General features: G+C 72.0%; 25 protein-coding genes. 13 read left to right on the forward strand and 12 right to left on the reverse strand.

The features are described 5' to 3' along the window. The first annotated feature begins 113 nt into the window (after positions 1–113). Together AC1DZC_RS01215 and AC1DZC_RS01220 are read left to right on the forward strand one after the other, a co-directional pair. Entirely contained in the window at positions 114–725 is a 612-nt protein-coding gene (locus AC1DZC_RS01215) for a signal peptidase I (RefSeq protein WP_477040451.1), read from the forward strand. Continuing rightward, a complete protein-coding gene (locus AC1DZC_RS01220) occupies positions 706–912 on the forward strand; it encodes a hypothetical protein (protein WP_477040450.1) in 207 nt (68 codons plus the stop codon). The genes AC1DZC_RS01215 and AC1DZC_RS01220 overlap by 20 nt, the downstream gene beginning before the upstream one ends. Here the strand turns inward: AC1DZC_RS01220 and AC1DZC_RS01225 are convergent. From AC1DZC_RS01225 to AC1DZC_RS01260, 8 genes are all read right to left on the reverse strand, one after another. Continuing rightward, positions 909–2,312 carry an FAD-binding oxidoreductase gene (locus tag AC1DZC_RS01225; RefSeq protein WP_477041952.1) on the reverse strand — a complete coding sequence of 468 codons (1,404 nt, stop codon included), beginning with the start codon at positions 2,310–2,312 and terminating at the stop codon, positions 909–911. The two genes, AC1DZC_RS01220 and AC1DZC_RS01225, sit on opposite strands and share 4 nt — an antisense overlap. A 152-nt stretch (positions 2,313–2,464) precedes the next feature. Continuing rightward, the gene (locus AC1DZC_RS01230; protein WP_477041953.1) at positions 2,465–4,315 is read right to left on the reverse strand and encodes a sensor histidine kinase; all 1,851 of its coding nucleotides are present in this window, start codon (positions 4,313–4,315) and stop codon (positions 2,465–2,467) included. After that, entirely contained in the window at positions 4,312–4,656 is a 345-nt protein-coding gene (locus tag AC1DZC_RS01235) for a response regulator (RefSeq protein WP_477040447.1), read from the reverse strand. The genes AC1DZC_RS01230 and AC1DZC_RS01235 overlap by 4 nt, the downstream gene beginning before the upstream one ends. Beyond that, positions 4,653–4,877 (reverse strand): hypothetical protein, encoded by a 225-nt coding sequence (locus AC1DZC_RS01240; protein WP_477041954.1) that lies wholly within the window; start codon positions 4,875–4,877, stop codon positions 4,653–4,655. Before AC1DZC_RS01240 ends, AC1DZC_RS01235 begins: the two co-directional genes overlap by 4 nt. Further along, entirely contained in the window at positions 4,874–6,358 is a 1,485-nt protein-coding gene (locus AC1DZC_RS01245; RefSeq protein WP_477041955.1) for a glycosyltransferase family 2 protein, read from the reverse strand. Before AC1DZC_RS01245 ends, AC1DZC_RS01240 begins: the two co-directional genes overlap by 4 nt. Continuing rightward, positions 6,355–7,074, reverse strand: coding sequence for a PHP domain-containing protein (locus AC1DZC_RS01250; protein ID WP_477041956.1), 720 nt, complete (start codon positions 7,072–7,074; stop codon positions 6,355–6,357). Before AC1DZC_RS01250 ends, AC1DZC_RS01245 begins: the two co-directional genes overlap by 4 nt. Then, positions 7,071–8,030, reverse strand: a complete 960-nt coding sequence (locus AC1DZC_RS01255; RefSeq protein WP_477041957.1) for an ATP-grasp domain-containing protein — start codon at positions 8,028–8,030, stop codon at positions 7,071–7,073. Before AC1DZC_RS01255 ends, AC1DZC_RS01250 begins: the two co-directional genes overlap by 4 nt. Further along, entirely contained in the window at positions 8,027–9,103 is a 1,077-nt protein-coding gene (locus tag AC1DZC_RS01260) for a PIG-L deacetylase family protein (protein ID WP_477041958.1), read from the reverse strand. The genes AC1DZC_RS01255 and AC1DZC_RS01260 overlap by 4 nt, the downstream gene beginning before the upstream one ends. A 153-nt stretch (positions 9,104–9,256) precedes the next feature. Between AC1DZC_RS01260 and AC1DZC_RS01265 the strand changes: the two genes are divergently transcribed. Both AC1DZC_RS01265 and AC1DZC_RS01270 read left to right on the forward strand, forming a co-directional pair. Then, the gene (locus AC1DZC_RS01265) at positions 9,257–10,411 is read left to right on the forward strand and encodes an LLM class flavin-dependent oxidoreductase (protein WP_477041959.1); all 1,155 of its coding nucleotides are present in this window, start codon (positions 9,257–9,259) and stop codon (positions 10,409–10,411) included. 23 nt (positions 10,412–10,434) lie between these two features. Then, positions 10,435–11,055, forward strand: coding sequence for an FMN reductase (locus tag AC1DZC_RS01270; protein ID WP_477040440.1), 621 nt, complete (start codon positions 10,435–10,437; stop codon positions 11,053–11,055). A gap of 165 nt (positions 11,056–11,220) precedes the next feature. On the opposite strand, the gene AC1DZC_RS01275 is transcribed toward AC1DZC_RS01270, so the two are convergent. Beyond that, positions 11,221–11,496, reverse strand: coding sequence for an adhesin (locus AC1DZC_RS01275; protein WP_477040439.1), 276 nt, complete (start codon positions 11,494–11,496; stop codon positions 11,221–11,223). 143 nt (positions 11,497–11,639) lie between these two features. Between AC1DZC_RS01275 and AC1DZC_RS01280 the strand changes: the two genes are divergently transcribed. The 9 genes from AC1DZC_RS01280 (at position 11,640) to pcrA (ending at position 19,972) form a co-directional block, all read left to right on the forward strand. Beyond that, positions 11,640–12,047, forward strand: coding sequence for a PNPOx family protein (locus AC1DZC_RS01280; RefSeq protein WP_477041960.1), 408 nt, complete (start codon positions 11,640–11,642; stop codon positions 12,045–12,047). Between the two features lie 21 nt (positions 12,048–12,068). Next, on the forward strand, positions 12,069–12,449 hold the full coding sequence (locus tag AC1DZC_RS01285; protein WP_477041961.1) for an iron chaperone: 381 nt from the start codon (positions 12,069–12,071) through the stop codon (positions 12,447–12,449). After that, entirely contained in the window at positions 12,446–13,843 is a 1,398-nt protein-coding gene (locus AC1DZC_RS01290; RefSeq protein WP_477040436.1) for a threonine/serine exporter family protein, read from the forward strand. Before AC1DZC_RS01285 ends, AC1DZC_RS01290 begins: the two co-directional genes overlap by 4 nt. 3 nt (positions 13,844–13,846) lie before the next feature. Next, a complete protein-coding gene (locus tag AC1DZC_RS01295; RefSeq protein WP_477040435.1) occupies positions 13,847–14,155 on the forward strand; it encodes a hypothetical protein in 309 nt (102 codons plus the stop codon). Positions 14,156–14,274: 119 nt separating this feature from the next. Next, positions 14,275–15,525, forward strand: coding sequence for a DUF222 domain-containing protein (locus AC1DZC_RS01300; protein ID WP_477041962.1), 1,251 nt, complete (start codon positions 14,275–14,277; stop codon positions 15,523–15,525). 418 nt (positions 15,526–15,943) lie between these two features. Continuing rightward, positions 15,944–16,366 (forward strand): NUDIX hydrolase, encoded by a 423-nt coding sequence (locus AC1DZC_RS01305; protein WP_477041963.1) that lies wholly within the window; start codon positions 15,944–15,946, stop codon positions 16,364–16,366. Positions 16,367–16,420: 54 nt separating this feature from the next. Further along, positions 16,421–16,771, forward strand: a complete 351-nt coding sequence (locus AC1DZC_RS01310) for a hypothetical protein (protein WP_477038104.1) — start codon at positions 16,421–16,423, stop codon at positions 16,769–16,771. 153 nt (positions 16,772–16,924) lie between these two features. Beyond that, positions 16,925–17,407, forward strand: coding sequence for a DUF456 domain-containing protein (locus AC1DZC_RS01315; protein ID WP_477038105.1), 483 nt, complete (start codon positions 16,925–16,927; stop codon positions 17,405–17,407). A 60-nt stretch (positions 17,408–17,467) separates the two neighbouring features. Further along, positions 17,468–19,972 (forward strand): DNA helicase PcrA, encoded by a 2,505-nt coding sequence (pcrA, locus tag AC1DZC_RS01320; protein ID WP_477041964.1) that lies wholly within the window; start codon positions 17,468–17,470, stop codon positions 19,970–19,972. A gap of 79 nt (positions 19,973–20,051) precedes the next feature. Here pcrA and AC1DZC_RS01325 read toward each other — a convergent pair whose 3' ends face one another. The 3 genes from AC1DZC_RS01325 to AC1DZC_RS01335 form a co-directional block, all read right to left on the reverse strand. Continuing rightward, entirely contained in the window at positions 20,052–20,429 is a 378-nt protein-coding gene (locus tag AC1DZC_RS01325; protein ID WP_477038107.1) for a hypothetical protein, read from the reverse strand. Between the two features lie 112 nt (positions 20,430–20,541). After that, positions 20,542–21,090, reverse strand: coding sequence for a Clp protease N-terminal domain-containing protein (locus AC1DZC_RS01330; protein ID WP_477041965.1), 549 nt, complete (start codon positions 21,088–21,090; stop codon positions 20,542–20,544). Further along, positions 21,090–21,302 (reverse strand): RNA polymerase subunit sigma-70, encoded by a 213-nt coding sequence (locus AC1DZC_RS01335; protein ID WP_477038109.1) that lies wholly within the window; start codon positions 21,300–21,302, stop codon positions 21,090–21,092. Before AC1DZC_RS01335 ends, AC1DZC_RS01330 begins: the two co-directional genes overlap by 1 nt. Positions 21,303–21,373 lie beyond the last annotated feature (71 nt).

The raw sequence follows: 21,373 nt of genomic DNA on the forward strand, positions 1-21,373 counted from the left end.
CCGCTACGAGCGGGAGCCGCCACACTCCCCTGGTCGACCGCCGTGCTCCACGGACCCCCGGCCGGTCGGCCCTGCGTCGACGCCAGCCGGTCTGGCGGCGGGCTCTGTCGATCGTGCTCTGGGCGATCATCGCCGTGTGCGGGCTCGCCTACGCGGTGTCGTTGGCGGTGCCGCTGTGGTTCCAGGTGCACGACCAGCGCCTGCTCGTGGTGACGTCCGGCTCGATGTCGCCGAAGTTCGACGCCGGTGACGCCGTCGTGCTGCGGGCGATCACCGACGAGTCGGACCTGAAGGTGAACCAGGTCGTCTCCTTCTGGCCGGTCGGGTCCGAGGAACTGGTCACGCACCGGATCGTGGCCCTCCAGCGGATCCCCCAGACGGTCCTGGACCCGACGACCGGTCGCCAGGTGCCCGACGTCGACTCCGCCGGGAAGCAGAAGATCCGGTCGTTCGTCATCACCAAGGGCGACGCGAACCCGGAGCCGGACGTCGACGCCACGCCGGTCGAACGCGTCCGCGGGGTGGTGCTCGCCGTCCATCCCGGGTGGGGATGGGTGCTCGACTGGGCAGGATCGAACGTCGGACGCGCCGTGATGCTCGTCCCTCCGCTGCTCGCTCTCGCTACGCTCGAGCTGCTCTCGGTCCACGACCGTCGCCGCTCCGGCCGCGGTCGCCCTGTCGAGAGCGCCGGCGACAGGAGGGTGGATGAGCTCCTCCTCGACTGACGACCCGCGCCCCTTCCTGTCAGCGGACCGCGGGTCGATCCTGCGCCTCGTCGTGGTGATCGCCCTGGGCGTCGCCGCCCTGGTCGGTCCCCTCGTGGCATCGACCTCCGCACGGTTCACGGAGCAGCAGGAGGTCGGTGTGGTGATCTCGGTCCCGCCCACACCGACCCCGAGCGTCACGCCCTAGGACCGGAGCCCGCGCGCCGCGAGCAGCACCGCGTCCGGGTCGTACACGAGCGACAGCGTCTGCAACCGGCGGGCGACCTCGGCCGGGAAGACGCGAGCCGCCCAGACCGGGCCGGACGTGTCGGTGAAGTTCGGCAGACCCCCGTCGGTGGCCCACGGCGCGAGCCCGCTGTGCAGGCGGGCGCTGTCGCTGACCACGGACTGCGCGATCTCCGGGATCAGCACGCCGAGCGAGAACACGGAGAACCCGGCGTCGCGGTACGCGAAGGCGCTCGGCACGCCGCGGTCGTCGCGGACCTTCCCGCCCAGCTGGCGCACCTCGACCATGGCGAGGGCCGTCGGGGCGGCGGGTCCGGCGAGCTCGATCAGCCGCTCGGCGGCCTCGGGCCCGAAGGTCGACAGGAGGCTGTGCTCCTCGTGCAGCGGCATCGGGTCGATCGGGTCGGTGTGCACGTCACCCAGCTCGGCGTAGGGCATGACCCGCACGGTGTCGATCAGCGGCTCGGCCACCGACCGCAGCGCCTGGATCATCTGGGCGCCCTGGGACGGGTCGCCGGTCCAGGCGAACCGCACCGAGACGGTCGTCCGTCCGCGCAAGGGCTCCGGGAACATCGGCAGGTCGGGCAGGCGCATCACCGCGAACGACGTGGTCCCCGCCTCCGGGAGCAGGGTCGACCACACGCTCCAGGTCCGGATCACGGACGGGACCGACGCGGCGTCGAACCAGAGCGCGCCCGCGTACAGGGTCGCCTGCTCGACGAGGTCGATCTCGACGGCGGTCACGATCCCGAGCGCACCCTTGCCGCCGCGCAGCCCCCAGAAGAGGTCCGCGTTCTCGGTGGCGGTGGCCCGACGGATCACGCCGTCGCCGGTCACCACGTCGAACGCGCGGACGGTGTCGGAGGCCAGGCCGTGGGTGCGGGCGACCGGGCCGATGCCGCCACCGGTCAGGTAGCCGACCACGCCGACGTCGGGCGACGAACCCGCCAGGCCCGCGAGCCCGTGCGGTGCGCACGCCTCGAGCACGGCCTGCCACTTCACGCCGGCGCCGATCCGGGCCCAACGCTCGTCGGCGTGCACCGTGACCTCGTCGAGCGCGACGGTGCTGACCAGGATCGCGTCCTGCATCGTCTCGGTGGCGCCGTGCCCGGTGCCCTGGACGGCGACCCGCACACCCGCGGTCGCGGCGACGCGCAGGGCGTGGCTCACGTCGTGGGCGTCGCGGACGGCCACGACCCCGGCCGGCGCGATCGCCTTGACGAGATTGGAGGTCCGGGTCAGGGCCGCGTACTCGTCGGTGCCCGGCAGGTGCACCGGGATCCCGGTGTCGACGAGGGTCGTGAGGGCGGCTGCCGGAGAGGGACGGTAGTCCGAGCCGACCGGCGAGCTGAGGATGGTCATCGTTCGAGTTCCTTCAGAGTGTCCGGCGCGGGTCTGCCCGCGCTCCTTGTCCGCGCCAGTGGGCGCACGGGCAAGAAGGGCACGCTTCCGAACGTCTGATACATCCCGAGATGTCCGAAGCTACGGACGAGTAGCCAGTCGGGTGCTGCCACCTACCCCGGCGGCATCGCCGGGAGGTCGATCGTGAACGTGGTGCCCTCGCCGACCAGGCTCGCGATCGACAGGCTGCCGCCGTGGGCGTCCACCACCGCCTTGGTGATGGACAGACCCAGCCCGACGCCGGGGATCGCCCGCCGGGTGGCCGTCGACGCCCGGAAGAACCTCGTGGTGAGCGACTCGAGCTCGTCGGGCGGGATGCCGATCCCGCTGTCCGCGATGGTGATCCGCGCACCGGTCCCGCTCGGGGCGGCCGTCACGCGGATCGCACCACCGGCGGGCGTGAACTTGATCGCGTTCGAGACGAGGTTGTCGACCGCCTGGGCGAGCCGGACGGGGTCCGCCTGGACGACGGTCTTCTCGATCACCGCCTCCAGCGCGACGCGCGCACCCTCGGCCGCCGGGGTGGCCGACGCGACGGACGCACGCACGATGTCGGCGACGTCCAGCGTCTGCGGGGAGATCGAGAACCGCCCCGCGTCGACCTGCGCCGTGAGCAGCAGGTCGCCGACGAGCCGGAGCTGGCGGCGGGCGTTGCGGTCGATGACGGTCAGGTACTCGCGCTGCTCGTCGGTGAGCGGGTCGGTGCCGTCGGTCAGCAGCTCGAGGTAGCCGAGCACCGAGGTCAGCGGCGTGCGCAGCTCGTGGCTCACCAGGCTGACGAACTCGTCCTGCAGGCGCGCGGCCTCGCGCTCGGCCGTCACGTCGGTGGCGACGACGACGTAGCCGGCGATCGTGCCGTCGACCTCCTCCCGACGTGTGACCGCGAGACGCACGGTGAGCGTCGACCCGTCCCGGCGCACGTACGTCCAGTCGCGCACCTCGGGGCGGCCGGCCATCGCGGCGGCGACGAGCGTGTCGAACAGGACCCGAGGGTTGTCGATCCCCTCGGTGTCGTCGAAGAGATCGCGGCGACGCGCGTCGAGCTCGGACTGCAGGTGGAAGGACGTGAGCCGGACCTGGCCGACGACCTCACCTTGCGCGTACCCGAGCAGCCGCTCGGCGCCCGGGTTGAACACCTCGACGATGCCGTCGGCGTTGGTGGCGATGATCGCCTGCTCGGTCGCGGAGTCGATCACCGAGATCAACTGGTCGCGGGCCGCACGGCGAGCGTCGGCGACGCGCGCGAGCTCGACCGCGTCGTTGCGGGCGCGATCCAGCAGTCCCGCTTGCTGCTTCTGCAGGCGCTCCAGCATGGCCGTCCGCGCACGCAGACGATCGGTGGTCTCGTGCACGGTCACGGCGATCACGCACGCGGCGAGCGACACGAAGAGGCTCCGGATCACCGTGTCCCGGGTGATCGGCACCGAGGGGTCGAGGAGAGGTGGTGCGAAGATCACCGCCGCGACGCCCACGGTGCCGATCACGACACCGCGGCGACCGCGCTGGGAGGCCAGGGCGATCACCGGGAAGAACACGATCGTCGTGAACAGCGAGCCGATTCCCCCGGTCCCGGCCCGGAGGATGCCGACCGCTGCGATCTGGATGACGGCGAGGAGGTCCGGCGCACTCTCGGGCCACTTGGTCCACGGCAGCAGCCGGGCGGCGAGCGCCTGTGCGATGACGAGGACGGTCGCGACCAGCACGTACTCGGGGATCGGGACCGGGATCCATGGCGAGAGGATCAGCAGGATCGCGACGAGGTAGAGCGCCAGGAACGGCAGCTGTCGTTCGATCACCGAGGCGTCAGGTCGGAGCAGGCGGTGCACCGTCGCGGCCCAGCGCGTCTGGTTCACGCGGTCGGTGGACCGACGGCCGGTCCCGGCGCGCGCGGTTCCCAGCCGACGGTCCTTCTGGAACCGCCGTTCGATGCCGTCCCAGGGCGGCTCCGCGGGAGGCTCGGTCACCGAGCCGCCAGCGCCGCGGTCAGCGCCTGCTGCACGCCCTCGCCGGTGAACGGCTTGGGCAGCCAGGCGTCGACGACCGGGTAGTCGTCCGTGTCGAGCACGGAGGTGACCACCACGGCGAGCGCGGGACGCAGGTCGCGCAGCTCTCCGATCAGCTCCGCACCGCTCATCCCCGGCAGCCGCAGGTCCACGAACGCGGCGTCCACCGAGAGGTTGTCGTGGTCGGCGAGCGCGTCCTCGGCCGTGGCCACCGCGACCACCTCGCACCCGAGGCGGCGCAGGTGCCGCACGAGCAGCGCCAGCTCGTCCGGCTCGTCGTCGACGACCAGGACGCGCGTCACGGGAACTGTCCGTGCAGCAGGAGGACGACCACGGTGCACGCCGCCGCCACCAGGCCGACGACCACCAGCAGCCGGCGCTCGTACCGCCTGTTCGTCTCGATCTCGTCGCTGAGCGCCTCGTCCGTGAGGGTGGCCCACCGTTCCTCGTCGGAACTCCTCCCACCACCCGCGGCGCTCATCCCACCACCCGCGGCGCTCATCCCACCACCCGCGGCGCTCATCCCACCACCCGCCCTGTCTTCTCCGTCTTGTCCCACACTGCCGCAGCCCCCCGCCACTGTTTGACGTACGCGTCCAGGGTGATGGCGCAGAGCACCGGCCCGAAACCCACAAGGTAGAGCAGCGGGAGCGCCAACGGCTTGAGGACGCGGGTCCGCTCGAGCTGTTTGACCACCCACGCCAGCACCATCGCGATCACCGACCAGGCGTAGAGCGTGAGCGTCCACACCTCGCGGCCGACCGGCGTCATCTCCCAGCCGAACAGCTCGGGCAGCCGGACCTCCAGCAGGTCGGGGAACCACGCGGCGACCATGACGACCAGCGCGCCGACGCCGGGGAAGGCGATCCCCTGCAGCCACGAGCGCCGCGCGGTCTCCCGGTCCAGCATCATCGTCGTGACCGTGATGAAGACGTAGGCGCAGACGGCCACCCACCACAGCGTCTGGAACGCGGCGGTCGCGGTGACCTCGGCGACGAAGTAGAGGCCGACGAGCCCGACGGCGGCGAGGATCATCGCGACCGGCAGGAGGTAGATGGCGAACCAGATGATGCCGAAGTCGAGCCGGCCGAGGCCGTGCGCGCGACGCGGGCGGAACCAGACGCGGCGGAACGTCCGCGTGATCTGCACGTTGCCGCGGGCCCAGCGCACGCGCTGCTTCCACAGGGCGGTGATCGAGTCCGGCTCCTCGGCCAGCACGACCGCTGCAGGCTCGAAGACGACGCGGCGACCGGCCAGCTGCGTGAGGAACGTCGTGTAGGTGTCCTCGGCGAGCGTGCTCGTGTCCACCTGCCCGCCCACGGCCTCCAGGTTGGTGCGCGAGTGCAGCTGTGCACCCCCCGCGAGGCAGGCCATGGCGCCCATGACGTTCTGCGCGCGACGTGCGGCGGCCTGCGCGGTCACGTACTCGTAGCCGATGAAGCGCGCGACGCTCCCCGGGCGGTCGCTGCCCTCGCGGATGAAGGCGGTGACGGCGCCGACGTTCTCGTCGGCCAGGTGCCGGGTCATGCGGCGCAGGGAGTCAGGACGGTAGATGACGTCGGCGTCCATGATCAGCAGCGCCTGCATCCAGTCGTCGGCCAGCGCCGCCCGGATCCCGTGGTTGAGCGTGTGCGCCTTGCCCTGACCGCCCTGCTCGCGGCGCAGGTGCACGATCCGGCCGTCGTACTGCTCCGCCTTGGCGCGCACCACGTCGGGGGTGTCGTCGGTGCTCGCATCGTCGACGACGAACACCTTGAGGCGGTCCGGCGGGTACTCCAGGCGCATCAGCCGGTCGAGCGACGCCGACAGCACCGCCCCCTCGTTCCACGCCGGGACGATGACGACGACCCTCGGCAGGTGCGGCGCGGCCCGGCGCAGGTGGTTGCGGAAGGCGTGCACCGGCACCAGCAGGTACTGGTACAGCCCCGCGAGGACGGGGATCGCGCCGATGCCGACGAAGGCCGCGAGGACCGCGACGAGGACGTCGCGCCACGGGCTCGTCACGACGTGCGCACCCAGTCGTACGCGCCCACGTCCGCCTCGGTGTGGGCGTCGGTCGACGGCACGAGCTCGACGCCCGCGGCCCGCCACCGCGTGGCCACCCGCGCTCCCGGGCACTGCCACTTCTCGTTGACCTCGACGAGGGTGCCCGTGGCGATCGCGACGTCCGCGAGCGCGTCGATCAGCTCGTCGGGCACGTCGTCCTCGCTGAGGCCGATCTTGGGCAGCACCGAGAACGGGTGCGCGAGCTGGGCCGGGCCGACCCGCTGCATCGCCCGCATCGTGGCCGCGACCAGCATCTCGATGACGTCGGCGGGATCGAGGCCGCCGAGGATCCGCTCGAGGGTGGCGCGCGGGCTCCACGGCCCCAGCGGCCCGGGGAACTGGTGGTCGGCGAGCAGGATGCGGTCGGGCCCGCCGGGCTCGCCGATCGACGCGAGCACCTGCGGCGGGGCGTCGACGGTGCCGTCCGCGTCGAGGATCTTGGCCTCGACGCCGGTGAGCACGGTGATGCTCTCGATCCGCGGGAGTGCGCGGACGGCGGCCAGGAACTCCGGCACGTAGGTCGTGGACTCGCGCACGTGGTCGACCATCCGGATCACGCGCAGGCCCGCACGGTCGGCGGCCGTGAGGTTCTCGGCCGGGGTGCTGACGGCGTCGTCGGAGAACGTCGAGTGGACGTGATGGTCCTCGTCGGGGCCTGGAACCCTCCTGCTCATCGGGGCTTCAGGACCTCGTCGACCGGCAGGAACACGTCCTCGAGGTAGCGGACGTTGGCGATCTCCTGGAAGTCGACGTGCGCCGGGACCGGCCTCCCGAGGACCGCGTCGAGGGTCAGCGACGGCATGTCGACGCCCGCGGCGATGGTCAGCGGCATCGCGCCCGGGAACCGCGGGTTCACCTCGAGCAGCGCGGGCACGCCGGCGGCGTCGTACTTGAGCTGGACGTTGGCGACCGTGGTCAGCCCCACCGCCCGGGCGACCGACGACGCGGTCTCGATGAGGGCGTCGTCGTGCACCGTGACGCCCGCGACCGCGACGCCGGAGTCCACCCGCAGGCGGGCGCGCGGGACGGCCGCGATCACGTTGCCCTCCAGGTCGGCCAGCACGTCGACGGAGAACTCGTCGCCCGGGAGCATCTCCTGGACGATCAGGTCCTCCTCGTCGTGCACGGCGTCGAGCTCGGCCTGCGAGCCGACGGTCCGCACGCCGCGCGAGCCGGCCCCGCGCCGCGGCTTGACGATCACCGGGAAGTCCCAGCCGCTCGTCGCCTCCACGGTGCCGAGCAGCTCGGTGCGGGGCACCCGGACGGTGCGGTCGCAGGCGCGTGCCAGCGCCAGCTTGTCGAGGCACGTCTCGAGGGTGCGCAGCGACGGGGAGGCCAGGATCGCCCCGCCCAGGTCGTCGCGCACCGCCGCCAGCAGCGGCAGCTCGACGTCCACCGTCGGGAAGAGCACGTCGATCCTGTCGTCGACGCACAGCTGCCGGACCACGTCGACGAACTCCGGCGCCCGGCCCGCCGGGACCAGCCGCCGGTAGGGCGCGTCGACCAGGTAGATCGCGCTGGCCCAGCGGTCCATGTCCGCCGCGAACACCTCGACGTCCCCGCGGCGCAGCAGCGACCGGATGACCGCGACGCCCGCAGGTCCGCCGGCGCCGGTCACCAGGACCCTCATGCCGTCGCCCCGTGCTCGTCGGCCTGCGCCTCGACGGACGCGGCCGCGACCAGCCCCGCGCCACCGCGGAGCATCGCGGCCGCGCGGATGGTCTCCAGCGGTTCGGCGAACGCCCCCGTGCCGAACCGCGACCAGTACCGGGCGGTCGCGCGCACGAGCTCGGGGTCCATGTAGTCGCGGTGGGCCTGGGACGTGAACGCCTCGAGCATGCGCAGCTTGGTGTCGACGAACCCGTCGACCGGGACGAACCGCGTGGGCCGGAAGTCGATCGTGGACGACGGGCTCTGGAAGCACGCGAGCGAGGGGACCCGGCGGGCGGCGACCTCGACGGCCTGCCGCACGGCGCGGTGGTCCTGGTGGCGGTCGTGCTCGCTGTGCGTGTAGACGATGGTCGGCTGCACCTCGCGGATCGTCTCCTCGATCGTCGTGATGAGCCCGTCGGCCGGGTCCAGGCGGGTGTCCTCGAAGTCGTGCAGGTACAGGCGGGCGCCGATGATCGCGGCGGACGCGAGGGCCTCGTGCCGACGGGCCTGGACGTCGCCCCCGACGGAGCCGCTGGACAGGGTGAGGATCACGACCGTGTCGCCGGCCGCGCGGTGCGAGGCGAGCGTCGCGCCGACGCCGATCTCGACGTCGTCCGGGTGCGCCCCGACCGCGAGGACCACGTCGTGCGGGTCCTGGGCCGCCCGCTTCTGGCGCCCCTGCGCCGCGAGCGCGGAGATGCGCTCCAGCAGCGTCGCGGCGGCGACAGGCTTGACCAGGAACTCGTCCGCGTCGCGCCGCAGCGCGTCGACCGCGTAGTCCACGCTCGCGAAGGCGGTCATCACCGCGACCGGCGTGCCGGCGGCCCGCGAGCGCAGCTCGTCGAGAAGCTCCAGACCGCTCATGCCCGGCATCTGGATGTCGGTGAGCACCACGTCGAACTGCGTCCTGGCGACCTCCGCGAGCGCGGACATCGGCTCGTGCACGACGGTGACGGCCATGCCACCGCGGCGTTCGAGCACGGTGCGCACGTACTGCGCGGTGTCCACGTCGTCTTCTACGACGAGCACCTTGATCTGGTCGTCTGCCACTCGAGCTGCCCCTCCGTCGCCGGTCGGTCTGTCCCCACGCTATAGGTCTGCGTCGCCTGCCACCGCCCGGGGAATAGGCGTGGCGGGTCCCCTGTTGGATCGGCTAGTACATGCAAACGCATGAACATTTGATCCATCTGTGAGGCGAGAGAGATGCAGTTCGGGATCTTCACCGTCGGCGATGTCACCACCGATCCGACGACCGGCCGGACGCCGGACGACACGGAGCGGGTGCGCAACATGCTCACCATCGCCCAGCACGCGGACGCCGCGGGGCTGGACGTGTTCGCGACCGGCGAGCACCACAACCCGCCGTTCGTCCCCTCGTCGCCCACCACGATGCTCGGCTACCTCGCGGGCACGACGAAGAACATCGTCCTGTCCACCGCGACCACCCTGATCACGACCAACGACCCCGTCCGGCTGGCCGAGGAGTACGCGATGCTCCAGGTCATCTCCGACGGTCGGATGGACCTCATGATGGGTCGCGGCAACACCGGCCCGGTCTACCCGTGGTTCGGTCAGGACATCCGCCAGGGCATCCCGCTGGCCATCGAGAACTACGCGCTGCTGCGCCGCCTCTGGGAGGAGGACGTCGTCGACTGGCAGGGCAAGTTCCGCGGTCCGCTCCAGGGATTTACATCGACCCCGCGTCCGCTCGACGGTGTCCCGCCGTTCGTCTGGCACGGCTCGATCCGCAGCCCCGAGATCGCCGAGCAGGCCGCGTACTACGGTGACGGCTTCCTGCACAACGCGATCTTCTGGCCGCTCGAGCACGCCGCGCAGATGGTGAACTTCTACCGCCAGCGCTACGAGCACTACGGGCACGGGCAGGCCGACCAGGCGATCGTCGGGCTCGGTGGGCAGGTGTTCATGCGCAAGAACTCGCAGGACGCCGTGCGCGAGTTCCGTCCGTACTTCGACAACGCGCCCGTCTACGGGCACGGCCCGGCCCTCGAGGACTTCATGCGCGACACCCCGCTGACCGTGGGCAGCCCGCAGGAGGTCATCGACCGGTACGGGAAGTTCCGCGACCAGGTCGGGCACTACCAGCGTCAGATGTTCCTCATGGACCACGCGGGTCTCCCGCTGAAGACCGTGCTGGAGCAGATCGACATCCTGGCGACGGAGGTCGTCCCGGTGCTGCGCGCCGAGGCCGAGTCCGCCCGTCCCGCGCACGTGCCGGCGAACCCGCCCTCGCACGCCTCGCGTGTCGCCGCGGCGCGAGCTGCGGGTACCGTGCACGAGCAGGTCGTTGCCGAGGACACCTTCACGGGTCTCCGGGCCGAGGACTCGCTGCAGTCATGACTAGTTTCGGGAAAGGCATCACGATGAGCGACCGCTCCATCGTCGTCATCTCCGCCGGGCTCTCCCAGCCCTCGTCGACGCGGCTGCTGGCCGACCGGCTCGCCGACGCGACCGTCACGGAGCTCGCTGCCCGCGGCATCACCGCGCACGTCGAGACCGTGGAGCTGCGCGACGTCGCCCACGAGGTGGTCAACATGACCCTCTCCGGCTTCGCGTCCGGACCGCTCAAGGACGTCATCGAGAAGGTCACGGCGGCCGACGGCGTCATCGCCGTCACGCCGATCTTCTCGGCCTCCTACTCCGGGCTGTTCAAGTCGTTCATCGACATCCTCGACAAGGACGCGCTCGTCGGGCGGCCCGTGCTCGTCGGCGCGACCGGCGGCACCGGGCGGCACTCGCTCGCGCTCGAGTACGCGCTGCGACCGCTGTTCGCCTACCTGCGGGCCGACGTCGCCGGCACCGCCGTGTTCGCGGCCACCGACGACTGGGCCGACGGGGGCGGCGACGACGTCAACCCGCTGCCGAACCGCATCCGTCGCGCCGGCCGCGAGCTGGCCGAGATGGTCGCGGACCGCGAGCCGTCCGCGCCGGTCGGCCTCTACGACGCGGTGCCGTCGTTCGAGGACCTGCTCGGGGGGCACTGACCCACCGGCGACGAGTACAGCAACGAGGGCGGGAAGCCGTGGCTTCCCGCCCTCGTCCTCTTCGTGCCCGTGCACCCGGGCCGGTCGTGCCCCGGCCGTGCACAGGCGTTGGGGGGCGCTGCTCTTCCGTCGTGGCTCTGTCTTGGCTGCTGCGGGCTGTCCCGGCTACTGCGGGCCGAGCGTGAACGCCGTGCCCGTGGGGGCCGTCTCGACGTCGAGGCGCTGGTCGGCCAGCGTCAGGGACGCCTCCGGGTCGACGTACACGCGACTCGTCCCGTCCGTGACCACATCATCGCCCGGGAACGCTTCCGGCACGAGCGCAAGCTCGAACTCGCCCGTGTCCTGCTGGGCGATGCGGAGGCCGCCGGTCTCGTCGGGAAGTCCGGCCTTGCTGGTCAGGGTGTGGACGGCGGTTCGTGCGCTGTCGGTCAGGGTGAGCATGCTGCTCTCCTTCGATCGGCGTTTCTTGCGTGCCCGTCCACCGTGCGCAGGTCTTGGCGACGACGGCAAATCGAGTCCCGCTGAGCGAGACCCGGGCTGTCCAACGGTCGCGCGCCCGCGCGATCGGCCCTAACCTCCGCACCATGCCGCTCCCGCTGTGGATCACACGCGTGAACCGGCGGGTCACCAACCCGCTGCTCGGTCTGCTCTCCGACGAGATCCCGCCCTTCGCGACGCTGCACCACGAAGGCCGGTCGAGCGGCCGCCGTTTCCACACGCCGTTGATGGCGTTCCCCTCCGGCTCCGGGCGCATCACGATCGCGCTGACCTACGGGCCGCGCGTGCAGTGGCTGCGCAACATCGAGGCGGGTCGTCCGGCCAGGCTCGTGCGTCGTCGCACGGTGCTGGTCCTGTCCGACCCGGTGCGGCTGCGCGGGGCCGAGGGTGCGCGGCTGGTGCCCGCCTGGACGCGCGGGGCCCTGCGGTTGCTCGGCACCGACGAGTTCGTTTCGCTGCGGGCCGACGATCCGTACGATCGCCCTAGGTCGTGATCGGGCGGAGGAGGTGGCACGGTGCCGCGTGAGGGCTTTCCGGCCTCGACGGTCGACGAATACCTCGACGCCGTCCCCGCGGCACAAGGTGCGGCCCTGCGGGTGGTGCGGGACCGTTTGGTCGCGGCCGTGCCCGACGCCGGGCAGACCATCTCCTACCAGGTCCCGACGATCACCTACCGGGGCGTCGGGCTCGTCGCGCTGTCCGTCGCGAAGGCGCACTGCAGCCTGCACCTGATGAGCCCTCCGCTCGCGCGGTCGCTGGCCGGGACGCTGCCCGAGGGGAAGCTGTCCGGCGCGACGCTGCAGTTCCCCGACGACGCGCCCCTGAGCGACGAGACGGTCCGCCGGATCTCCGCGCTGCGGATGGCCGAGGTCGACGAGCGCCTCGACGCGCGATGACCGACCCTCCCTCGTCGTCGGCACCCCATCCCTCTCCGCTGCGCACCGCCTCCGCGCCGCACGGGGTCCACCTGGGCGGACGCCTTCGGCGGGCCATGCGCGTGCTGACCGAGCCGCCGCCGCCCGGTGTCATCGCGGAGCCCGGCGAGCTGCCGACCGTGCCCGCGGACCTGGTCCCGCTGCTGCGCGAGCTGGGCGCGGCGCTGCTCTCGTCGGGACAGTCCGTCATGGACACCGAGCAGCAGATCGGGGACATCGCGCAGGCGTACGGCGCCGACCAGGTGCGCACCCTGGTCCTGCCGACCGGCGTGTTCATCCACGTCGAGACCGCCCAGGGGCCCGAGAGCGACTTCACCGGCCCCGACACCGAGCAGACCCTGCCGCTGCACCAGATCGGCGCGGTCGACCGGCTGGTCCGCGACCTGACCACCGGGACCGCGGACCTCGGCGAGTCGCGCGTCCGGCTCCGGCAGATCCTCGCCACGCCCCCGCACTACGGGCCGCTCGCGGTCGTGCTCGGCCACGCGCTGCTGACGGTCGGGTTCGGGCTGATCCTCTACCCGGCGGTGAACGCGCTGCCCGCGTACGTCGTGATGGGGGCCCTCGTCGGCCTCCTGCGCCTGCTCGCCGACCGCTGGCCCACCCTGTCCACCGCCCTGCCCGTCGTCGCCGCCTTCCTCGTCAGTGTCGCGACGATCACCGTCGTCGCCCCCTTGCTGGACACCGACCCCATCCGCCTGCTCGCTCCACCGCTGGTCAGTTTCCTGCCCGGTGCCGTGCTGACCGTGGCCGCCATGGAGCTGACCAGCAACCAGGTCATCGCGGGCGCCTCCCGGCTCGTCTACGGGATCGCCCAGCTCCTGCTGCTCGGGTTCGGGGTCGTCGCCGCCGTCACGGTCGCCGGACCGTTCTCCACCGAGAGCACCTCGTCCCTGCTCGGCTCGTGGGCCGCGTGGGTCGGGGTGCTGTTCGTCGCCGTCGGGCACCGGTACTTCTCGTCGCCACCGCGGGGATCGTTCTGGTGGCTGCTCCTCGCCCTGTACGCGGCGTTCGCCGCCCAGACCCTCGGCCTGCTCCTGCTGTCGCCGCAGCTGTCGGGGTTCGTCGGCGGCCTCGTGCTCGTGCCCGTCTCGCAGGCCATCCAGCGTGCGCGCACCGGCCCGCCGGCCATCGTGACCATGCTGCCCGCGTTCTGGCTGCTGCTGCCCGGAGCCCTCGGGTTCCGCGGGGTGTCCGAGCTGGCGACCGGCGTCGACGCGGGGGTCACCGACATCATCGACACCGTGCTGGCGCTCTTCTCCATCGCGCTCGGCGTCATCGTCGGCACCGCCCTGACCCGCGACGCCCGCCGCGTCGGCCGCGCTGTCGTACGCGCGGTGAATCCGGCCCCGTAACGCTTGGCCCCGCAGTCCGCTCACACCATCCCGCGCCTGCTCCCGACGATCCCCGACGACACCGTCGTCCCCGCCCAGCGCTCCGTGTCCGTGCACCCCTCCGCGCAGTGCATGCCGCAGGTCGGGCACACCCAGAGCGTGTGGTGCCGGTCCACCGTGCACCCGCAGGTCACGAACCGCTCCGACGGCCGCCCCGGGCCGCTCGTCGTCCACCGGTGCCCCGCGGGGCACCCGGGAGGCGGCACCCGCACCCACCCCCGAGGCGTGCGCTGCCACTTCGACCAGTCGATCTCCCGGACCACGGTGCACTGAGCCCGATCTCTTGCGACGCACCCGGTTGTCCACAGATCACATCCGCGGCCGGTCGCGTGTCGGTGGTCGATCGTACACTTGTTCGAACGGATCGATCCGGCGAACAGGAGGCGCGACGAATGAGCACGACACGACCCGACGCGTCCGACCCGGCGTCCGCCTCCGACCCTGGGTTCACGTCGGCGTCCAGCCCCGCGTCCGGGTCCAGCCCGGCCTCCGCTTCGAACTCCTCGGCTGCGCCCGATCCCACGTCTGCGGAGTCCACCTCGACGGCCGGGCCAGCGGCCACGACCGCCGGGGTCGGKCTGCCGGAGTTCCCGGTGCCGGGTGCTTCTCTCCTGGACCTGGCGGCCCTATTGGATGGTGTGCAGGTCGCCGATCTGCCYTCGGGTGCGGTGATCGGGGTGGTCCAAGGCTTCGAGCAGCTGATCCGCGCGGCGCAGGCGGCCCAGGCGGTCGCGATCCATGAGCTGGAGGTCCGCCGCCCCGTGCATCCGTCTCCGGTGCCGGATGAGCTGGCGTGTGCGTTGGTGATCACGCGGCGCTCGGCGGAGATGCTGGTCGTGCGAGCAGCCCTGGCCTGCACCCACCCGGCGGTCCTGGACGCCTGGGCCGCGGGCCGGGTGGATGCGCGCAAGGTCGACGTCCTGATGGGCGAGGTGATGGTCGCGAACCCGTCGGGGCGTGACGCGGTCCTGACCGTCGGGTTGGCGGCGGCGGAGCGGATGACGGGCCCGCAGCTGGTCCGGCATGTGCGCGCCGCGGTGATCGCCACCGACCCCGATGCCGCCCAGGAACGCCTGGTCGCGGCGCGGGAGGACCGGGCGGTGTCGTTGACGGCGTCGGTGGATGGGATGGCGTGGCTGTCCGCGTACCTGCCCGCACCCGAGGCGGTCATGGCCTTCACCGTGCTGGACGCCCTAGCCGGGACCACCCGCATCGACGGGGACGACCGCACGGTCGACCAGCGCCGCGCCGACGCGTTCGCCGACGTGTTCACCTCGATCGTGGACCGGCAGGCGACCCCGGACGGGACCCCGCTACCGCGCCGCCACGGCCACGCGATCACCATCGGCGTCACCATCGCCGCAACGACTCTGGCCGGGCTGGACGACCAGCCCGGGTTCCTGGGCTCCTACGGGCCGATCCCCGCGGCGATGGCTCGTGAGCTGGCTCAGGACGGGACCTGGCGGCGTCTGCTGACCGACCCCACCGGGCTGGTCATCGACACCGGCACGGTCAGCTACCGGCCGGGTGCGGACCTGACCCGGACGATCATCGCCCGGGACGTGACCTGCACGTTCCCCGGATGCCGACAACCCGCCACCCGCTGCGACCTCGACCACATCACCCCCTACAACCCCACCTGACCCGGCGCCGACCAGACCCACGCCGACAACTTGCATGCCCTGTGCCGCCACCATCACCAGGCCAAGACCAAGAAACACTGGAACGTGCACCGCAACCCCACCACCGGGGTCACCTGGTGGACCAGCCCCGACGGCATCACCTACGCCCGACACCCCACACCCCTCCTCATCGACCCCGACACCCTCACCTGCCCACCACCCGGACGACGACGACGCCAAACCCACCAGGACGACGACGAGCGCCCACCCTTCTAGACGACGAACGTCCACCCTTCTGACGACGACCACCCTCTAGACGACGAACGCCCACGCTTCTAGACGGCGACGAACGTCCATCGTCCTCAGGGAGAGCAGCGCTAGGCGCCGGTCGGGGGCAGTCTCGGCTGCGTCGTCGTGCTGCCTGCGGAAGGGTGGGCGCATGGAGCAACGGGTTGCCGCGTATGCCGTGATCGTCGAGGCCGGGAAGGTTCTGCTGCCGCACTGGAACGAGTCCGGGCACTCGGCCTGGACGCTTCCCGGCGGCGGTATCGACTGGGGCGAAGATCCGGCAGACGCGGCGGTCAGAGAGGTGCTCGAGGAGACCGGGTTCGTCGCGGTTCTCGACGAGCTCCTCGGGATCGACTCGCTGGTCATCCCCGCCGAGGAGCGCTTCGAGCCGGGACGCGGACCGGCCCACGCGATCCGCATCGTGTACCGCGCGCACGTCGTCGGCGGCGAGCTGCGCGACGAGCCGGACGGTTCGACGGACAAGGCGGCGTGGTTCGAGCTGGCGGAGGTGGACGACCTCGAGCGGGTCGAGCTGGTGGACACCGGGTTGCGGTGGGCGGGGTACCCAGGGTGACGATGTGGCCGGCCGAGTGGATTTATCTGACTCCGCGTCAGATAGACTCGTGGCATGCACCTCGTCTACGAACTGATCGTCGTCCTGCACCTCCTCGGCTGGGCGATCGTCCTCGGCGGCAGCCTGGTGAGCCTGCGCGAGCCGCGGATCGCACCCGGCGTGCTGCACGGCATGCTCACCGCGCTGGTCACCGGGATCATCCTGGCCGGGCTCGCCTCGGCTGACGGCTGGACCGACCACGAGCCCAGCAGCACCAAGCTCGCGGTCAAGCTCGTGATCGCGATCATCGCGACCGTCCTCGTCGTCCGCGGCGTGCGCAAGCCCGCGGTCGTGACCCGCGGATACCTCGGTGCCATCGTCGGGCTCGTCGTGGTGAACGTGGGCATCGCCGTCATCTGGCACTGACCACCTGGCGTTGGCGATCTGGCACAGGCGGTCTGGCACAGGCGATCTGGCACTGACGATGTGGCACTGACCATCTGGCACTGGCCCTCTCGCACGACCATCTGGCACTGACGCGCCGGGCCGCCGGTCCCGGTCTGATCTAGGGTTCCCGCCGTGGGAACCCTCGGAGAAGTCCTGGTCGGACTGGCGATCCTGGTCGGCCTGGTCGGGGTCGTCGTGCAGATCCTGCCCGGGCTGTTCCTCGTCGCGGCCGCCGTGATCGTCTGGGGGATCGTCACGGGCGGCCCGGTCGGCTGGACCGTCGTCGCGGTCGCGGTGCTGGCCACGGGGCTGGCGTTCGTCGGGGAGTACCTGCTCGCTGGCAGGCACCTCAAGCGAGCCGGAGTGCCGTTCTCGACGATGGTCGTGGGCGGGCTGCTGGGCATCGTCGGGTTCTTCGTGATCCCTGTCGTGGGCCTGGTCATCGGTTTCGTCGTCGGCGTCTTCCTGGCCGAGTGGCTGCGCTCGCGTGACCACCGGACGGCGTGGCGGTCGACGGTCGCGGCACTGCAGGCGACGGGCCTGACGATCCTCGTCGAGCTGGCCGGGGCGCTGATCACCACCGCCGCGTGGATCGTCGGGCTGCTCGCGTCCTGAGTCCCGCCGCGTCCACAGGCGGCCGTCGATGTGGGCGGCGACGCCTACTCTTGGAGGGCCATGACCTCGCTCTTCGACAGCCTCTCGCTCTCCGTCCCCGGCGTGCCCTCGCGGCCGCCCAAGGACGCGTCCGCCGTCCTCCCGTCGGGCCTCGCGCCGCGCGGCACCGAGGAGGACTCCGAGGCCGAGGCGGAGGAGAGGCGGGCTCGTCGGCAGGCCAAGGCCGACGCCCTCGTCGACGGGCTCAACCCGCAGCAGCGCGAGGCCGTGCTGCACCAGGGCGGTCCGCTGCTGATCGTCGCGGGTGCCGGCTCGGGCAAGACGCGCGTGCTCACGCACCGCATCGCGTACCTCATGGCCACGCGTCGGGCGCGGGCGGGCGAGATCCTCGCGATCACGTTCACCAACAAGGCCGCCGCCGAGATGCGGGAGCGGGTCGAGCAGCTGGTCGGGCCGGCCGCGGGCCGCATGTGGGTGTCCACGTTCCACTCCGCGTGCGTGCGGATCCTGCGCCGCGAGGCCGGCACGCTCGGGCTGCGGTCCAGCTTCTCGATCTACGACTCGGCGGACTCGCAGCGTCTGCTGACGCTCGTCGCGCGCGAGCTCGACCTGGACCCCAAGCGCTACCCGGCCAAGGCTCTGGCCAACAAGATCTCCAACCTCAAGGACGAGCTGGTCGACCCCGAGACGTTCGCGGCGACCAACGGCCACGGCGCCACCAACGACTTCGACGCGGCGCTCGCGCAGGTCTACACGCGCTACCAGGCGCGGCTCAAGCAGGCGCACGCGCTCGACTTCGACGACCTGATCATGTCCACGGTGCACCTGCTCCAGGCCTACCCGGCCGTGGCGGAGCACTACCGGCGGCGGTTCCGGCACGTGCTGGTCGACGAGTACCAGGACACGAACCACGCGCAGTACGTGCTGGTGCGGGAGCTGGTCGGCACGGGCACAGCCGACGAGGAGGTGCCGCAGGGTGAGCTGACCGTCGTCGGCGACGCGGACCAGTCGATCTACGCGTTCCGCGGCGCCTCGATCCGGAACATCCTCGAGTTCGAGCACGACTACCCGGACGCCCGGACCATCCTGCTCGAGCAGAACTACCGCTCCACGCAGAACATCCTCTCGGCTGCGAACGCCGTGATCAGCCGCAACCCCGGCCGCGCCGGGAAGCGCCTGTGGACCGACTCGGGTGCTGGTGCGCAGATCGTCGCCTACGTCGCGGACACAGAGCACGAGGAGGCGCGGTTCGTCGCCGAGGAGATCGACCGGCTCGGCGACTCCGACAGCGTTCGGCCCGGCGACGTCGCGATCTTCTACCGCGCCAACGCGCAGTCCCGGGCGCTGGAGGAGGTGCTCGTCCGTGTCGGGCTGCCCTACAAGGTGGTCGGCGGCACGCGGTTCTACGAGCGCAAGGAGATCAAGGACGCGATCGCCTACCTGCGGGCGATCGCCAACCCCGACGACGACGTCAACCTGCGCCGCATCCTCAACGTGCCCAAGCGCGGGCTGGGGGACCGGTCCGAGGCGATGGTCGCGGGGTTCGCGGAGCGTGAGCGCATCTCGTTCGGGGCGGCGCTGGAGCGTCTCGACGAGGTCCCGGGACTGGGCACCCGCGCGATCGTCGGGCTCGGCTCCTTCGCGGAGATGATGTCCGAGCTGCGCTCGCTGGCCGCGGAGGCGGGTCCCGCCGAGGTGCTCGGTGCCGTGCTCGACCGGTCGGGCTACCTGGCCGAGCTGCGCGGGAGCGACGACCCGCAGGACGCCTCCCGGGTGGAGAACCTGGCCGAGCTGCACGCCGTCGCGGCCGAGTTCTCGCAGAGCGACCCCGAGGGCGACCTGGCCGACTTCCTCGAGCGCGTCTCGCTGGTGGCCGACTCCGACCAGATCCCGACGCCCGACGAGGCGGACCCGGACGCCCCGGCCCGCCCCGACCCGGGCGTGATCACCCTGATGACCCTGCACACCGCCAAGGGCCTGGAGTTCCCGGTGGTGTTCCTGACGGGTATGGAGGACGGGACGTTCCCCCACCTGCGCTCGCTGTCCGACTCCGACCAGCTCGAGGAGGAGCGGCGGCTGGCGTACGTCGGCCTGACCCGCGCCCGGGAGCGGCTGTACATCTCGCGCGCCGCCGTCCGCACCGCGTGGGGCGTGCCCAACGAGTTCCCGCCCAGCCGATTCCTCGACGACCTTCCCGACGAGCTGATCGACTGGCGCCGGCGCGAGTCGTCGACCTCACAGCTGCGCGGCGGGTGGGGCTCCGGCTACGGGACGAGCGGCGGCTACCGCAACCAGTCCTCGGGCGGCGGGTACCGCAAGGCCCCGGTCCGCGACGACCGTCCGGCGCTGCCCTCGACTGGCGCGACCTTCGGCTCTGCGACGCCGCGTCCCGATGCGGCGATCCCGCAGCTGGCGATCGGCGACCGGGTCACGCACGACTCCTACGGCCTCGGCACCGTGATCGCGATCGAGGGCGCCGGTCCCAACGCCGTGGCCAAGGTCGACTTCGGCACCGACGGGACCAAGCGCCTGCTGCTGCGGTTCTCGCCGGTCACCAAGCTCTGAGCCAGGGCCAGAGCCAGAGCCAGAGCCAGAGCCAGAGCCTGCACCAGAGCCGGAGCCAGAGCCAGGGCCTGAGAATGCGCTAGACGTACCGGTGCAGCTCGACGGCCTGCTCGTAGGTCAGGGTCGGGATCTGACGGCGGATCTCGGTGATGCCGGCGGACTCGCCGTGCTCGACGCGCGCCGTGTGGACCTTCTCGACGTCGAGCGCGGCCCGCGCCTCGTCGAGCGGCCCGGGACGGCGGCGGGTGCGTCGCCGGTCGCCGCCGGCCGTCAGCGCCCAGGCGGCCAGCAGGACCGCGACCAGGATCACCACGGTGGTGACCGTCGCCGGCAGGTTGTCGGTCGAGACGTACACCAGGAAGGCGAGCGCGAGCACGCCGATCCCGAGCACGGTCAGCATGGTCCGGCGGCCGTTCGACCGACCTCGTCGCGCCCCGGGGACGTCCTGTGCCATCACGAGCCGAGCGTACGTCCCCGGCCTGGGCGGTCCGGTCCGTCGTCGCGCCGCGGCGGGCGGGTACCCGACGGCGGACGCGGCGGGCGGAGCGTCCCCGACGACGGCAGGAAGATCACGACCGGCCGACCGGGGTCTGCGACCAGGCGACGGCGACGGCCTGGCGGACGTCGTCGTCGGCGAGGCCGAGCGAGTCCAGCGCGCCGGCGGCCCGCGGGTCGTCGAGGCGGACGGCCGCGAGCAGCAGGTGCCCGGTGTCGATCCGCTTGTGCTTGAGCCGGACGGCCTCCCGCAGCGAGAGCTCGAGCATCTTGCGGGCGGCGACGTCGAGCGGCTTGCGGCCGCTGGTGCGCCCCGTGGCGACGACGTCGTCGAGCGCGCCGGGCCCGAACTCGGCCTCGACCTGCGCGCGGACGGCGTCGAGGTCGATGCCCACTCCCGCCAGGGCGTCGGCGTCGAGGCCGTCGGACGCCAGGGCGTCGACCGCGGCGCGCAGACTGGTCCTGTCGACGCCGAGCTGCGCGAGCGCCCGGGCCGCGACCGTGTCGGGTGTGCGGACGGTGCCGAGCAGGAGGTGCTCCGCACCGATGCGGTCGGCGCTCGGCGCGTCCTCGACCGCGTAGGTCACGGCCTCGCGGGCGTCGCTCGCGAATCTCTCGAACATCAGCTGAACCTCTTCCCGTACTTCTTGTGGACCGCCTGACGTGACACCGCGAGCTCCGCGGCGACCTCCTGCCACGACCAGCCGAGCTCGCGGGCGCGTTGCACGTGCAGCGCCTCGAGCCGGTCGGCCAGCGCACGCAGGGCGCGCACCGCGCGCAACCCCTCGGCCGGCTCGGACGCCCCCGCCGCAGCGGTCATGAGTTCCTCGGACATGACTGTCAACCTACGTTGACAGTGGGGATGTGTCAACCTAAGTTGACGCCGTGGTGCGAATTCCGCATGAA

It is taken from the genome of Cellulomonas sp. P2_B4, from assembly GCF_056404795.1.